General features: G+C 46.9%; 18 protein-coding genes. All 18 read right to left on the bottom strand.

The window, feature by feature from the left end; genetic code table 11:
- Positions 1–3: 3 nt before the first annotated feature.
- Positions 4–456 carry a stage V sporulation protein AC gene (gene spoVAC, locus ACXN9U_RS03835; protein ID WP_007612334.1) on the bottom strand — a complete coding sequence of 151 codons (453 nt, stop codon included), beginning with the start codon at positions 454–456 and terminating at the stop codon, positions 4–6.
- Between the two features lie 12 nt (positions 457–468).
- On the bottom strand, positions 469–894 hold the full coding sequence (locus ACXN9U_RS03830; RefSeq protein WP_007409413.1) for a stage V sporulation protein AB: 426 nt from the start codon (positions 892–894) through the stop codon (positions 469–471).
- Complete coding sequence (gene spoVAA, locus ACXN9U_RS03825; RefSeq protein WP_016939157.1) at positions 884–1,504, bottom strand: stage V sporulation protein SpoVAA; 621 nt, start codon at positions 1,502–1,504, stop codon at positions 884–886. The genes ACXN9U_RS03830 and spoVAA overlap by 11 nt, the downstream gene beginning before the upstream one ends.
- 126 nt (positions 1,505–1,630) lie before the next feature.
- Positions 1,631–2,398 (bottom strand): RNA polymerase sporulation sigma factor SigF, encoded by a 768-nt coding sequence (sigF, locus tag ACXN9U_RS03820; RefSeq protein WP_003153348.1) that lies wholly within the window; start codon positions 2,396–2,398, stop codon positions 1,631–1,633.
- Positions 2,399–2,409: 11 nt separating this feature from the next.
- On the bottom strand, positions 2,410–2,850 hold the full coding sequence (spoIIAB, locus tag ACXN9U_RS03815) for an anti-sigma F factor (RefSeq protein WP_060964858.1): 441 nt from the start codon (positions 2,848–2,850) through the stop codon (positions 2,410–2,412).
- Positions 2,847–3,200: an anti-sigma F factor antagonist gene (gene spoIIAA / locus ACXN9U_RS03810; protein ID WP_016939160.1), complete on the bottom strand. Its 354-nt coding sequence runs from the start codon at positions 3,198–3,200 to the stop codon at positions 2,847–2,849. Before spoIIAA ends, spoIIAB begins: the two co-directional genes overlap by 4 nt.
- 95 nt (positions 3,201–3,295) lie before the next feature.
- A complete protein-coding gene (locus ACXN9U_RS03805) occupies positions 3,296–4,465 on the bottom strand; it encodes a D-alanyl-D-alanine carboxypeptidase family protein (protein ID WP_045925499.1) in 1,170 nt (389 codons plus the stop codon).
- Positions 4,466–4,601: 136 nt separating this feature from the next.
- Positions 4,602–5,420: a purine-nucleoside phosphorylase gene (locus ACXN9U_RS03800; protein ID WP_060964857.1), complete on the bottom strand. Its 819-nt coding sequence runs from the start codon at positions 5,418–5,420 to the stop codon at positions 4,602–4,604.
- Positions 5,421–5,431: 11 nt separating this feature from the next.
- Positions 5,432–6,616, bottom strand: a complete 1,185-nt coding sequence (gene deoB / locus ACXN9U_RS03795; RefSeq protein ID WP_489202188.1) for a phosphopentomutase — start codon at positions 6,614–6,616, stop codon at positions 5,432–5,434.
- Positions 6,617–6,785: 169 nt separating this feature from the next.
- Complete coding sequence (gene xerD / locus ACXN9U_RS03790; RefSeq protein ID WP_489202187.1) at positions 6,786–7,676, bottom strand: site-specific tyrosine recombinase XerD; 891 nt, start codon at positions 7,674–7,676, stop codon at positions 6,786–6,788.
- Positions 7,677–7,683: 7 nt separating this feature from the next.
- The gene (locus ACXN9U_RS03785; protein WP_003153331.1) at positions 7,684–7,911 is read right to left on the bottom strand and encodes a YqzK family protein; all 228 of its coding nucleotides are present in this window, start codon (positions 7,909–7,911) and stop codon (positions 7,684–7,686) included.
- 114 nt (positions 7,912–8,025) lie between these two features.
- Positions 8,026–8,475, bottom strand: coding sequence for a ferric iron uptake transcriptional regulator (gene fur, locus ACXN9U_RS03780; protein ID WP_016939165.1), 450 nt, complete (start codon positions 8,473–8,475; stop codon positions 8,026–8,028).
- Between the two features lie 112 nt (positions 8,476–8,587).
- On the bottom strand, positions 8,588–9,232 hold the full coding sequence (spoIIM, locus tag ACXN9U_RS03775) for a stage II sporulation protein M (RefSeq protein WP_016939166.1): 645 nt from the start codon (positions 9,230–9,232) through the stop codon (positions 8,588–8,590).
- A 76-nt stretch (positions 9,233–9,308) separates the two neighbouring features.
- Positions 9,309–9,536 carry a hypothetical protein gene (locus ACXN9U_RS03770; RefSeq protein WP_489202186.1) on the bottom strand — a complete coding sequence of 76 codons (228 nt, stop codon included), beginning with the start codon at positions 9,534–9,536 and terminating at the stop codon, positions 9,309–9,311.
- Between the two features lie 57 nt (positions 9,537–9,593).
- The gene (locus ACXN9U_RS03765; protein ID WP_016939168.1) at positions 9,594–9,884 is read right to left on the bottom strand and encodes a hypothetical protein; all 291 of its coding nucleotides are present in this window, start codon (positions 9,882–9,884) and stop codon (positions 9,594–9,596) included.
- 111 nt (positions 9,885–9,995) lie between these two features.
- Positions 9,996–11,309: an NAD-dependent malic enzyme gene (locus ACXN9U_RS03760; protein ID WP_060964854.1), complete on the bottom strand. Its 1,314-nt coding sequence runs from the start codon at positions 11,307–11,309 to the stop codon at positions 9,996–9,998.
- A gap of 11 nt (positions 11,310–11,320) precedes the next feature.
- Entirely contained in the window at positions 11,321–12,727 is a 1,407-nt protein-coding gene (gene nhaC, locus ACXN9U_RS03755) for a Na+/H+ antiporter NhaC (RefSeq protein WP_489202185.1), read from the bottom strand.
- Positions 12,728–12,867: 140 nt separating this feature from the next.
- The gene (gene aspA / locus ACXN9U_RS03750; RefSeq protein ID WP_003153322.1) at positions 12,868–14,295 is read right to left on the bottom strand and encodes an aspartate ammonia-lyase; all 1,428 of its coding nucleotides are present in this window, start codon (positions 14,293–14,295) and stop codon (positions 12,868–12,870) included.
- Positions 14,296–14,311 lie beyond the last annotated feature (16 nt).

The raw sequence follows: 14,311 nt of genomic DNA, 5'->3' as shown, positions 1-14,311 counted from the left end.
CTCCTATGAAAACAGTTTTTCACAAGCAAACCGTATCAGCCCTACGATATAGGCCGCCACGACGCCGAATACAATGACGTTTCCCGCCAGTTTAAACATGTTTGTCGCTACACCGAGCACAAGCCCTTCACTTCTGTGTTCCAGAGCCGCGCTTGTCATACTGTTTGCAAATCCCGTCACCGGCACGGCTGAACCCGCTCCGGCAAACTGACCGAGCCTGTCATAAATGCCGAATCCGGTCAAGAGGGCGGAAATTAAAATAAGAGTGGCGGACGTCGGGTTTCCCGCTGTTTTTTCATTAAAATTAAAAAAATGGATGTAAAAGTCTTGAAGAGCCTGCCCGATCAGACAAATCAAACCGCCGATCAGAAAGGCTTTGACACAATTCCAGACGTATGGCGGTTTCGGCTGATAGTCTTTCACTTTTGTTTTGTAATTTTCTTTTAAGTTTGTCACGTCTGTTCCTCCTTATGAATGATGGATAAAATACAGCCAATGAAATAATGAGCCGGCTATTTTGCCGAACACGATAGCCATCAGCAAAATGATGATTTTGCTCCCGAAACCGATCCGTTTGGCAAGAATGGGAAGCACGTTCAGCACTTCTGTAAGCGCCGCGGCCAGCATGCCGACAAACATGCCGGCCAGAAGTCCGACCGGAACGGCAAGCCATTCAGATAAAAAAAAATGATTCATATTTAAGGTTTCCCAGCCGCCGAACACCGCCCCGGAAATAACAGCTCCTTCGTAGGCCTGTACAAAGCGCATGGTTTTTGTCAGCTGCATAAGGCGGGGGATGATTCCCATAACGGTTAAAAAAGCCACAAAGCCCGCTCCCACGGTCAGCCCGCCGCCAAGCCCGACAAACATAACGAAAAGAATGCTAACGATCATGCAGATCTTTCATCGTCTCTTCGTTTTCGTGTATTGCGACATAATGATCGAGATCAAGCTGATAATTAAACATCTCGACCTCCAGCGGGCTTGGCTCTTCATTCAGGCGTTTTTTAAAGATGTGATTAAAAAAGACGATCATCCCGAGACCGAGGCCGATGCTGTACGGAATCTGAAGCAGGTACGGATACTCATTGCGCCTGCCCGTTATGATTTCATATAAGGCGATATGAACTTCTCTCATGCTGACATCTTCATGAAAATTCATAATGGCGAGACATGAACCGATAAAAAGCAGCAGCCAGACACCGACGAACAAAACGGCTGACAGCTGCTTTTTCTGGTAATGGATTTCCACTATCGTTTCAGCGCCGCCGACGGTCTGCACATCAAGAGCGGGAAAAGCGGTATGAATGGCCTTCAGCACTTTTATGATGTCCAGCACGACGATATTTTTGTCTTTTTTCGTGATCTGATACAGCGGCAGTGCCGACAGTTTTTTTTTCAGCTTTTGCTGTCCTGCGATCTGGGCGGCGTCACCGACTGTAATGATATCTCCGGTATGAGCCTTCACGCGGTGGCGAAGTCTGAGAAATATTCGTCTTTCCATCTTGCATCACCATCTTTCGGGTGGTTATATATGTAGTATGTGGTTCACTTTTGTTCTCATTCATCAGCGGCAAAAGACCATAAATTACCATTCAGGCGCAAATAAAAAAAGCCGGCCTGTAAAAGGTCAGCTTTCCGTATGATCCATCTGCACTTTAATCTGCTTCAATATTTTTTTCTCCAGCCTCGATACCTGAACTTGTGAAATCCCGAGCCGTTCGGCTACTTCCGACTGCGTCTGATCCTTGTAATACCTCAGATAGACAATGAGCTTTTCCCGTTCTTCCAAATCACTGATCGCTTCCTTGAGAGCGATTTTGTCAAACCATTTCTCTTCTGAATGATCGGCGATCTGATCGAGCAGGGTGATCGGGTCTCCGTCATTTTCATACACTGTTTCATGAATGGACGAAGGCGCCCGCACCGCTTCCTGCGCAAGCACCACGTCCTCCGCGTCAATCTCCAGGTGGTCAGCGATTTCCTGGACGGTCGGCACTCTTCCGTATGTTTTTGACAGTTCATCTTTCGCCCGGCGGATTTTATTGCCGAGCTCTTTTAAAGATCTTGATACTTTGACGGTTCCGTCATCCCGGATGAAGCGCTGGATTTCTCCGATAATCATCGGCACGGCATAAGTTGAAAAACGGACATCATAGGACAAATCGAATTTATCAACGGATTTTAACAACCCGATACAGCCGATCTGAAACAGATCGTCCGGCTCATAGCCCCTGTTTAAGAACCTTTGCACGACGGACCATACAAGACGCATGTTTTTTTCTATGAGGAGGTCTCTTGCCTGCTGGTCGCCCTCTTGGCTCTTTTTGATCAATTCTTTGACTTCATGGTCCTTGAGCTGCGCGTTTTTGCTGTTTTTCTTAACCTCCACATCCATAACAAATCTCCTTAATTACAAAGCGCTTTGCTTTTTGATAGGTGTTTTGTTAAGCGTATCGTCGTCCCCATCTCCGGCGAGGAATCAATCGAGACATCATCCATGAAGTTTTCCATAATGGTAAAGCCCATTCCGGAGCGCTCAAGCTCGGGTTTTGTCGTAAAGAGCGGCTGGCGCGCTTCCTCAAGATCCGTGATCCCGAGGCCTTCGTCACGTATGGTCAGATAGACGACATGATCCTTTAGGGTAACGGAGATGTACACCTTTCCGTCGCAGTTTTCTTCATAGCCGTGGATGATTGCGTTTGTTACCGCTTCTGATACGACGGTTTTGATTTCTGTCAGCTCGTCCATCGTCGGGTCGAGCTGCGCGATAAAAGAAGCAACCGCTACACGCGCAAACGATTCATTCTGACTGAGGGCTGAAAATTCAAGATGCATCTCGTTTTTCATGATGCCACCCCCAGCGTTAAAAGCGCTTTTTGTTCTGATTGTTCGAACCTGATGATTTTAAACAGGCCCGACATGTCAAACAGACGTCTCACCGCAGGCGAAATCGCGCACACGACCATTTCTCCGCCGAGCTGTTTAATTTGTTTATAACGTCCTAAAATCACGCCGAGGCCGGAGCTGTCCATGAAGGAAAGATCTTCAAGGTTCAGCACGATGTGACGGATGCCGTCAGCCTCCAGCGATTCAGCAACCTTTTGTTTTAATGATTCTGCCGTATGGTGATCGAGTTCACCAGTTAATCGAATACAAAGCACGGATTCTTTGACATGCAAGTCAATTCCAAGGCTCATGCTCATTCCTCCTTGATATGATCGGATAATGAGTGTTTCGATTTTCGGGAAAGCAATTCCTTCACTATGACAAAACTAGTGACCGTTCGCCACGATTATTTAAATTTTGTCCAATCTCCCATCGTCCGCTTCAGAAAAGTGAGAAAACCCGCTTTTTCCATGTCGTCTTTTGCCGTAACCGGGCTTTCAACGAGCACTTTTCCGTCTTTTTTCAGCACGAGGCTGCCTAGCACCTCCCCTTTTTTAACCGGGGCCGTTATATTGCTGTTGATTTTCACTTCTTTTTTTACTTTGTCCATGTTCTCTCCCTTTTTGGCTAGGAGGGAAATCGGTTCAGATGTGGTCAGCTTGATCAATTTCTGTTTTCCTTTTTTCACTTTTACCGTTCCGATGATTTGATTCCGTTTATACAGCGGGTGTGTTTTGAACTGGCTGAAGGCATAATCAAGCATTTTTGTCACTTGGGCATTTCTTTCTTTCGGAGTGCTGGCTCCGAAAACGACTGCGATGACCCTCATATTTCCTTTTTTAGCGGTGGCGGTTAAACAATACTTTGCTTCGCCTGTAAAACCCGTTTTCACGCCGTCAACACCCGGATAAAATTTGATCAGCCGGTTTGTATTGACGAGCCAGAACTTTTTGTCTGTGTTTTCTCTTAAATAATCTTCATACGTTCCCGTAAATTGAGTGATTTTATCATACTTCAATAATTCCTTCGCCATTTTCGCCATGTCATAAGCAGAGCTGTAGTGGCCTTTTTCAGGCAATCCCGTCGGGTTTTTGAAGGAGGTATCTTTCAATCCCAATTCTTTTGCTTTTTTGTTCATCTGATTGACGAAATCCTCTTCCGAACCGGCGATATACTCTGCCATCGCGACGGATGCGTCATTTCCGGAAGCTATCGCAATTCCTTTGAGCATTTCTTTTACCGTCATTTCCTCACCGGGTTCGAGGAAAATCTGCGATCCGCCCATGGATGCGGCATGCTCACTCGTCCTGACTTTATCGCTCATCTTAATGTTTCCTTTGTCAAGCGCTTCCATAATTAAAAGCATGGTCATGATTTTTGTCATGCTCGCCGGCGCCAGACGCTCCCGGCTGTTCTTGTTGTAAAGAATGTTTCCCGTATCGCGTTCAATCAGCACGGCGCTTTTGGCTTCATGAGCGAGCTCCGATGTATGTTTTCCGTCCGGCTTTGCAAAAGCGGACGGTGCTGATGCGGTTATTAAAATGCCAATCAACAAAGTGGATATAAGACGTTTCATCTCCAAAGCCCTCCATTTCATAATCCTTTTTATTTTTTCCAAGCCCGGTGGTTTTATACGCCTCATATGGAAAATGTTTCGTTTTGAGGACATAAAAAAACAGCTGCTTCCGAAGAAACAGCTGATCTATGCTGATTTAGTTTTGAGATCGTGCGACTACGGCTTTTACAAGCTTCAAAAAGCCGCCTTTTACTTTTTCCGTCATTTCCATTACTTCATCATGGGATAACGGCTGGTCAAGAATGCCGGCTGCCGCGTTGGAAATGCACGAGATGCCGAGCACGCGCATTCCCGCGTGGTTGGCGACGATGACTTCCGGCACGGTCGACATTCCGACAGCGTCAGACCCCATCGTTCTTAAAAACCGGACTTCAGCCGGCGTTTCGTAAGATGGCCCCGTAACAGCCGTGTACACACCTTTTTGAACAGCGATGCCAAGCTCAGCCGCCGTTTTTTCAGCCAAGCCTGAAAGCTCTTTGTCATAGGCTTCTGACATGTCCGGGAATCTGGCTCCGAATTCCGCTTCGTTCGGACCGATTAGCGGGTTGGTGCCCGTAAAGTTGATATGGTCGGTAATAATCATCAGATCACCGGCGCGGAAGTCAGTGTTGATACCGCCCGCTGCGTTCGTCACGATGAGAGATTCAATGCCGAGCGCCTTCATCACGCGGACCGGGAACGTTACCTGATCCATTGAGTAGCCTTCATAATAATGAAAGCGGCCCTGCATCGCGATGACCTGCACACCTTCAAGCGTTCCCATCACAAGCTGGCCGGCATGGCCTTCTACCGTTGAGACCGGAAAATCAGGGATCGTTTCATATGTAAGCTTGACGGCTCCTTCAATTTCATCAGCCAATACGCCGAGCCCTGAACCTAAAATCAGACCGATCTTCGGTGTTTCTTTCACGTGTTCTTTAATAAATGCAGCAGCACGTTCGATCTTTTGTTTCAAAAAAAGTCCCCCTACTGTAATCTTGATAAAAAGCTTTTTCCGTATTCCGGCTTTTCCGTTTTGAAATTATCCGCAATGGTGGCGCCGATATCGGCAAATGTATCCGCAAGCGGCAGCTGTTCAGTGTGTTTATGCTTTTTGCTGTAGACAAGAAGCGGCACATACTCCCGCGTGTGATCCGTCCCGTGATGGACAGGATCATTGCCGTGATCCGCCGTGATGATGAGCAGATCGTCCTCTTTCATTTTTTCAAACACTTCCGGAAGCCTTGCGTCGAATTCCTCAAGCGCTTTTCCGTACCCTTCCGGATCACGGCGGTGTCCGTACAGCGCATCAAAATCAACGAGGTTGGCAAAGCTCAGGCCCGTAAAATCTTCACCGAGCGTTTCAATCACTTTGTCCATGCCGTCCATGTTAGATACCGTGCGGCGGGAAGATGTGATGCCTTCTCCGTCGTAAATATCAGAAATTTTACCGATGGAAATGACGTCTAATCCGCTGTGTTTCATTCCGTTCATTACCGTGCGGCCGAACGGTTTGAGCGCATAATCATGGCGGTTCGGCGTGCGTTTGAAGCTGCCCGGTTCTCCGATGAACGGTCTTGCGATAATCCGGCCGACCATGTACTTCGGATCAAGCGTCAGTTCTCTGGCTGTTTCACAGATGCTGTACAGCTCGTCAAGCGGAACGACATCTTCGTGAGCCGCAATCTGCAAAACGGAATCTGCTGATGTATAAACGATCAGCGCACCCGTTTCCATATGTTCTTTTCCAAGCTCGTCCAGAATCGCCGTCCCTGAAGCCGGCTTATTCCCGATGATTTTGCGTCCGGAACGCTTTTCAAGTTCCTGAAGAAGCTCATCCGGAAATCCTTCCGGGAATACTTTAAACGGTTTTTCAATGTAGAGGCCCATAATCTCCCAGTGCCCCGTCATCGTATCTTTTCCGTTTGACGCCTCCTGCATTTTACCGTAGTACGCCAGAGGCTGCTCCGTTTTTTCCACACCCTTAATGTCTCCGATTAGTCCGAGACCGAGCTGTGCCATATGGGGCATATGTAAACCGTTCATGTGCTCTGCGATATGTCCGAGCGTATTTGCGCCTATATCATTAAAATCGGCGGCGTCCGGCGCTTCACCGATTCCGACCGAATCCATTACGATCAAAAACACACGTTTATATTTGTATTCAGACATCATAAAAGCCTCCTTTTCTTCCATCTGTCCATTTTAGCTTACAGAGGTCAGACAACTCAAGTATAAACCGTTTACATTCTTGTTGACAATGCCTATTCAAATAATAAGAACCTTCTCTGTATTCCGCCAATCCGACAGAAAAAAGCCGCGGCACCTTTGCCAGCGGCTCCTAGGCGCGCGGATGATACTGCTTGTACACGTCCTTCAGCCTTGTTTTCGTCACATGCGTGTAAATTTGCGTCGTGGAAATATCGGCATGTCCGAGCATCTCTTGTACGGCGCGCAGGTCCGCCCCGTTTTCAAGCAGGTGCGTTGCAAAAGAGTGCCGGAGCGTGTGCGGTGTCAGTTCTTTTTTAATGCCTGCCTCAAGGACGATTTTCTTCAGGTTTTTCCAAAATCCCTGACGGCTGATCTGCCTGCCGTGATGATTCAGAAAAAGCGCTTCGGTCACATTTTTCTTTAATAATTTCCCTCTGGCTTTTTCGATGTATGCTTCGATCGCATGGGAGGCGGCTTCACCGATCGGCACAATCCGCTCTTTCCGGCCTTTTCCGAAGCAGCGGACAAATCCCATCGTCAAATGAACGTCAGATAATTTCAGCTCAATCATCTCGCTGACCCTGATGCCGGTTGCATACAGCAATTCGAGCATGGCTTTATCCCTGAGACCGAACGGGCTGTCAAGCTTAGGCGTGTCCAATAACCGCTCTACTTCGTTCAGCGCCAGCACTTTTGGGAGGGCCCGCTCTGTTTTTTGTGTTTCAATATGTACCGAAGGATCTTTATCCGCGGCTTTCTCCCTTAACAGAAATTGATGAAAAGACCGGATTGACGCCAAATGCCTGGCAGACGTCTTCCCTGATTTCCCCGAATCCTTCAAATGCTTTAAATATTGAATAATATGAAGACGGGTCACATCATTCCAAGAAGTGATCTGAAGGGTTTCAGTTAAGAAGAGAGAATAACTTTTCAGATCACGCTCATAGGACATCATCGTATTTTGGGACAGCCCTCTTTCAACCCTCACATAATGGATGAAATCCTTAATTTGATCCTTCACTCTTGATCTACTCCCCGTTTTGGTAAAAAAAGATCAACCGGCCGAACCAGCCGTCCTTCTCCTCATGTTCCGTTTTGGCCACTTTGACGGCGGAGCCTTCCGGTTTATCGTACCGATGATAGTTTTCATACTCTGAATTCACCCATATCATAGCATAATAGAACAGCGCGGTAAAACCTGTGAACAGAATAAACACTTTGATCGTATCCGCGGCTGTTTTTAGGAATCTGCCCATCTTTCGATCGATCCTTTCTTTGGCGGCTGTTAGTACACCTTATGCCAATTTCAAAGGCTTTTATACATAAAAACAGCAAAAAACCCTTTCCTGGCAGAAAAGGTTCATAGGCTTTTATTCTGTTTCATTCCCGCCGCAGCGGTGGCAGATTCCGTGAAAAGTCAATCTATGATCTTTAATTTTAAATTTCCAATCACGTTCAATCACTTCTTCAACGTCTTCAAGCAGATCTTCTTCAATTTCATCGACGGCTCCGCACTCCATGCACACCAGATGATGATGGAAGTGGGCCGCGCCCTCTTTGCGAAGGTCGTAGCGGGATACGCCGTCCCCGAAGTTAATTTTATCAACGACTTTTAATTCTGTTAATAATTCTAATGTACGATATACTGTAGCGAGACCAATTTCAGGAGATTTCTCTTTTACGAGGAGGTATACATCTTCTGCGCTTAAATGGTCTTCTTCATTTTCAAGCAGCACTCTTACCGTTGCTTCACGCTGTGGCGTAAGCTTGTAGCTTGACGAGTGCAGCTGCTTTTTAATTCGATCAATACGGTTTTCCATGTCTTTCCCTCCTACGCCGCATTCCATGACTCATTATAACAAAATACGCGCAGAGTTCCAACTATAATTATTATAAACTGATAAATAAAAGTATTATTTTATGATAATCATTCTAAAAGATCCGTGATGAAAGCTTTTCCATAAACAGCGGAGACACATACGCTTCCAGCAGTGAAGCGATGACCGAGAAGAAAATGATGAGAATCAGCACGAAGGCGTAGCGTCCGAACCATTGGATCGGCGTATCGTGGAGGCTTCGTTTGACAAACAGCTGCCGGATCAGTTTCAGCGAAAAAGCGATAGAGCATGTCCCCATGATAAGGTATGCCGGAATGAGAACGATGTTTTGCGGCAGCACCGAGATGAAGGACAGGAAAAATCCGTTCATCCCCATTTGATTCACTAAAAATCCGACCGTAAAACCGACGACGATTCCTTTCAAAAACACCATGATGAAAATCACCGGGAGACCGATTACGGAAATACCCAGAATCCACATCAGCCCCAAATATTTTACATCATGAAAGACGGCCTGCCAAAACATGTCTGAGGCGCCGGCATGTTTTCCGTCAGACAGCTGTCCGAAGAATTTGCTTAAATAGTAATACAAATCTTCTTTCTGCGTGATTGTCATGCTGTTGACAATGATCGCGCCGAAAATGACACCCATTAAAAACAAGACAAACACAAATATATAAAGTGACAGATGATCCTTCATATGGCGAAAAAACAGTTCTTTGTACGATTGTTTCCTCATACCGCTTTCCTCCCGCTAATCTATTGACTTGATTTAGTAGATTGTATGAAAGAAAAGAGAAAACATGACAGAGAAATCATAGAAAGGCTCCGAGATTCCGGCAAAAAAAAGAATCCCCGCCATCACTCTTGTGATCATGGGGATTCCTTTTTTTATGCTTTATTCTCTCCAGCCTGTCTTTTTTGGTTTTTGTCACTCTTTCATGCGTGCTGAAGGACGGCGCCGCCCCCCTTGATAAGACTGCGTCACGCATCCCGTTTCTTCTGAGATGCTCCCGCATTTTTTTCGCTTTGCTTTTCGCCATGTGCCGATCGCTCCTTTTTTGCCTTTTCTCTATCATAACAAAAAAATCCAGGTGTGTTCATGAATACGGCTCATGTTTCTTCCTGTAGGCGCGCAGAGATGTTTTGGCAGATGAAAAACTCCCCATTGCGGCGTATCCGTAAAAGAATCCCATAAAACTCCCCTCATACACGTGTTCGTGGTGACCGAAAACGATAGACACAATATTTCCGACAACAAGGGCAATCGTGGGAACGAATATGCCTGGAACCCTGCAGAACACTTTGATCAGCTGTGTGACGCATAAGACGACCGGCACGCCGATCACAGCATCCCAAATATTTGTATGGATCAGCGGAAAATAATCCACATTGACACCTCTTTATTCCGTCTTTTGCTATTTGTTAGCCTGCCAAAGAATTCCGCTTCCTATTCATGATAAAAAAAGCACCGGATACATATCCGGTGCTGTGAGCGTTATTTATTTTCCCGCCGCGGCCCGCTCTACAGCTGCCGATACGGCCTGATGCACGTCCGCGTCCAAAGGCTGAGGCACAAGATCACCGTGTTTCGTACAAGAAGCGATGGCTTCAGCGGCCGCCACAAGCATTCCATGGTCAATTTTCTTGCTTTTGGCGTTCAGCGCGCCGCGGAAAATACCCGGGAAGCCGAGAACATTATTGACTGAACGGCCGTCGGCTGCATAAGCGGCTCCGGCCTGCAGCGCCTCTTCCGGTTCAATCTCCGGCTTCGGATTAGATAAGGCCAGAATAACTTGTCCTTTTCTGACATCCTCTTTTTTAATGAGCCCCGGAACTCCTGTGGTGCTGATCACAATGTCACACGTGTCCATTAAATCTTTAATGCTTTCAAGCGGCTGACCTCCGTATTGAGCGAGGCGGTTCATTGCTTCTTCTGACTTGTCCGTTCCGCAGACCGCTTTGACTCCGTATGCCATAAACATGCGGCAGATGGCGACGCCCGCCGCGCCTAGACCGATCTGGCCGACTTTCGCTTCTTTTAAATCAAGACCTGCGCTTTTACAAGCGGAAATGGCGGCGGCGAGAGTGACGACCGCCGTGCCGTGCTGGTCGTCGTGCATAACCGGAATGTCCAATTCTTCCTTCAGGCGGTCTTCAATGTCAAAGCAGTGAGGCGAACCGATATCTTCAAGCAGAATTCCGCTGAATCCCGGAGAAATATGTTTTACCGTGCGGATGATTTCTTCCGGATCAGAAGTGTCGAGCAAAATCGGAATACCGCTGATGCCTGCCAGCTGGTCAAAAAGCGCTGCCTTCCCTTCCATTACGGGCATTCCGGCGACAGAGCCGATGTTGCCGAGACCGAGAATCGCCGTTCCGTCGGTGACAATGGCGACAGAATTGCTGATGGTCGTATAGATGGATGCTTTTTCAGGCTCGCTTTCGATCAGTCTGCACACATCGGCCACGCCCGGCGTATAAACACGGCCAAGCTCAGCCAGTGTCCGGATCGGCATTTTGCTTTTCATCTGAATTTTTCCGCCTTCATGAGCAGAGAGCACTTCATCTGAGACGGTATGAAGCCGGATGCCTTCACCGAGAGCTTCAATGGCTTGAATGATTTCCTGCAGCTGCTCATCATTTTCGGCCTGCACCGTAATGTTGCGCATGGTGTAGTTCGGGCCGACTTTAACGGTTTCAACTTCTCCGATATCTCCGCCCATCACTCCGATGGCCGTTGCCACTTTTCCCAGATTTCCGGGAACAGTCGGCGTTTCTATCATTAACGTCCGAATCATATGCTTTGTAATCATAAAATAACCCCCTAACCCAGTTTTTGAGATTGCAAGGATTTTTCTTTCGTGTACCAAATGAATTTACCCGTGTATCCGTACAATATGGCCAGTCCGATAGATACAAAACTGAGCCACATGAACGGCAGATAAGAAAACGTTGAGACGCCGAGAATGCCGGCCATATAGATGCCGTTGTCAGACCATGGCACCATCCCTGAAGTAAGCGTGCCGCCCACCTCGGCATTCCGGGATAAAATTCTTCTGTCAAGTTTCAGTTTATCATAACTGTTCTCCATAATTTTCGGCGTCAGTATCAATGACACATACATCGCACAGCCGAAAATGTTTGCTAAAAGGGCGACGATCAGCGTCGAAAGCGTTACATTTCCCGGTGTGGTCAGTTTTTTCTCAAAAGTTGAGACAATCACTTTTAATACGCCGAGCTTCTCGAGAATTCCTCCAAAACCGAGACCGAAAAGAATAACGACCAACGTATCCAGCATGCCGGTGATGCCTCCGCGGTTTAACAGGCCATTTAAAAATTCGACGTCCGTTTTAATGGAAAAACCATTGTAAGCAGTCGCGAGGGCACTGGCAAAATTCATTCCCTGAAAAACAGAAGCCCAGATGGCGCCAAGCAAGGCACCGATGACGATGACGGGCATAGACGGCTTTTTCAAAATCAGAAGGACGACGACGACAACCGCCGGGATAAGCATCCATATATGAATATCAAACGTTTTCTGCAATGCAGACTTTAAAAATTCCACTTTATCAAGATCAATATTTTTTCCGCCGTATATAAATCCCGTTACGGTAAAAAGAATGGCCGTAATGATATAGGACGGAATGGACAGATACATCATCGCTCTGACGTGTGACAGCACATCCACCTTAGAAAGCGTGGAGGCAAGCACCGTACTGTCAGACAGCGGTGAAAGCTTGTCCCCGAAGTAAGCGCCGGACAAAACGGCCCCCGCTACGATTGGAAGCGGTATGCCCATTCCCTCTCCGATGGCAATCATGGCGATTCCCGCCGTTCCCACGGTTCCCCAGGACGTCCCGGTCGCAACGGACATAACGGAACAAATAACCAATGTAGCAAGCAGGAACACATGAGGATTAATAAACTCTAAACCATAATAAATTAACGTCGGCACAACGCCGCCGGCAATCCATGTCCCGATAAGGGCACCGACCGAAACTAGAATCAGAACGGCTTCAAGACCGTTTGATATCCCGGTGACAATGGAGGACTGCAAGTCTTTATATGAATATCCCAGCCTGATTCCGAGAATAATAGCGATAAACCAGGATATAAAGAGAGCAAGCTGGATCGGCAGGTCTAAAAACACTGTGAATGACAAAACAAGCGCTAAAAACCCGAATAATAAGATAATAATTTCCAATAAATTTGGCAATCTGACCTCTTTCACAAAAAAATCCCCCTAGAAGAAAAAGCTAAAACGCTTTCATCAAATGATATAACAAATTATACTATACTTCCTCATCCCTTTGTATGGCAACCGCCTATTCACTGAAAAACGTGAAAAGGCGGCTGTTGTTGCTTCAAAATTTATTTTTCTAAAAGATCTTTTCCGGCAATCCCCGGTTTTGTCATTTCATACGGATTCAAAATGATATCCAATTCTTCTTCTGTCAGTACATCGTTTTGGAGACAGAGATCTCTTACAGATTGCCCCGTCATGATTGCTTCACGGGCAATTCGCGCAGCTGCCTCATATCCAAGGTGCGGGTTGACCGCTGTAATAACGCCGACGCTTTTTTCCACGTATTGCTTCAGGCGTTTTTCGTTGGCTTCAATCCCCGCCAGACAATGATCGGTAAATGATCGGAAACCGTTGTTCATAATACTGATAGATTGAAGCAGGTTAAATACGAGCACCGGCTCCATTACGTTAAGCTCCAGCTGGCCCGCTTCTGAAGCGAGGCAGATTGTATTGTCATTCCCAATGACCTGGAAGGCGATTTGGTTAATCAGCTCTGCCATTACAGGGTTGACTTTCCCCGGCATAATGGATGATCCCGGCTGACGGGCGGGCAGTGAAATTTCCGCAAGTCCCGCGCGCGGACCTGAGGCCATTAAGCGCAGATCGTTGGCGATTTTAGACATATTCATCATGCATACCTTCAACGCGGCTGAAACTTCCGTATAAGCATCAGTGTTTTGTGTGGCATCAACCAAATGGCCGGCGCCGACAAGAGGCAGTCCGCTGATGTCAGCCAGGTGCTTTACAACCTGTTCTATGTAGCGCGGATCAGCGTTAAGTCCCGTACCTACAGCCGTTGCTCCCATGTTTACTTCATACAGATGCTGGCGGGATTGTTTAATTCGCTTTATATCACGCTCAAGCACGCGGCTGTATGCTTCAAATTCCTGTCCGAGACGGATCGGCACAGCGTCCTGAAGGTGTGTGCGTCCCATTTTAATGACAGAATCAAATTGTTTCGCTTTATCTTTAAAGACACTCAGCATATGCGCCATTGTATCAAGGAGCTTATCCAGAAGTTTTAAGGTAGAAATATGAATCGCCGTCGGAAACACATCGTTTGTCGATTGTGACATATTGACATGTGTGTTCGGGCTGAGATGAATGTATTCACCTTTTTTATGTCCCATGATTTCAAGCGCTCTGTTGCCGATTACTTCGTTGGCATTCATGTTCATGGACGTTCCGGCTCCCCCTTGGATCGGATCGACGATGAATTGGTCATGCCATTTACCTTCAAGAATCTCGTCTGCGGCCTGGACAATCGCGTTGCCGATTCCTTCATAGAGGCGCTTTACATCCATATTGGCAAGCGCCGCCGCTTTTTTGACGATTGCGAGCGCATTAATCATTTCTTCATGGATGCGGTAGCCGGTAATCGGAAAGTTTTCTTTCGCGCGCAGCGTTTGGATTCCGTAATACACATCAGCTTCAATTTGTTTTTCTCCGAGGAAATCTTTTTCCTGACGATATTCTTTTTGCGCGTTTGTCATGCTAAAACCCTACTTT

It is taken from the genome of Bacillus sp. BACIII (genome assembly GCF_057836745.1).
Note: the sequence above shows the minus strand (reverse complement) of the source record. Positions and strands in the feature narration are given on the sequence as shown.

Excerpts from the sequence above, each read along its gene's own strand:
- ACXN9U_RS03830 (WP_007409413.1), bottom strand. The coding sequence starts at position 894 with ATGATCGTTAGCATTCTTTTCGTTATGTTTGTCGGGCTTGGCGGCGGG.
- spoVAA (WP_016939157.1), bottom strand. The coding sequence starts at position 1,504 with ATGGAAAGACGAATATTTCTCAGACTTCGCCACCGCGTGAAGGCTCAT.
- sigF (WP_003153348.1), bottom strand. The coding sequence starts at position 2,398 with ATGGATGTGGAGGTTAAGAAAAACAGCAAAAACGCGCAGCTCAAGGAC.
- spoIIAB (WP_060964858.1), bottom strand. The coding sequence starts at position 2,850 with ATGAAAAACGAGATGCATCTTGAATTTTCAGCCCTCAGTCAGAATGAA.
- spoIIAA (WP_016939160.1), bottom strand. The coding sequence starts at position 3,200 with ATGAGCCTTGGAATTGACTTGCATGTCAAAGAATCCGTGCTTTGTATT.
- ACXN9U_RS03805 (WP_045925499.1), bottom strand. The coding sequence starts at position 4,465 with ATGAAACGTCTTATATCCACTTTGTTGATTGGCATTTTAATAACCGCA.
- deoB (WP_489202188.1), bottom strand. The coding sequence starts at position 6,616 with ATGTCTGAATACAAATATAAACGTGTGTTTTTGATCGTAATGGATTCG.
- ACXN9U_RS03785 (WP_003153331.1), bottom strand. The coding sequence starts at position 7,911 with ATGGGCAGATTCCTAAAAACAGCCGCGGATACGATCAAAGTGTTTATT.
- fur (WP_016939165.1), bottom strand. The coding sequence starts at position 8,475 with ATGGAAAACCGTATTGATCGAATTAAAAAGCAGCTGCACTCGTCAAGC.
- spoIIM (WP_016939166.1), bottom strand. The coding sequence starts at position 9,232 with ATGAGGAAACAATCGTACAAAGAACTGTTTTTTCGCCATATGAAGGAT.
- ACXN9U_RS03770 (WP_489202186.1), bottom strand. The coding sequence starts at position 9,536 with ATGGCGAAAAGCAAAGCGAAAAAAATGCGGGAGCATCTCAGAAGAAAC.
- ACXN9U_RS03760 (WP_060964854.1), bottom strand. The coding sequence starts at position 11,309 with ATGATTACAAAGCATATGATTCGGACGTTAATGATAGAAACGCCGACT.
- aspA (WP_003153322.1), bottom strand. The coding sequence starts at position 14,295 with ATGACAAACGCGCAAAAAGAATATCGTCAGGAAAAAGATTTCCTCGGA.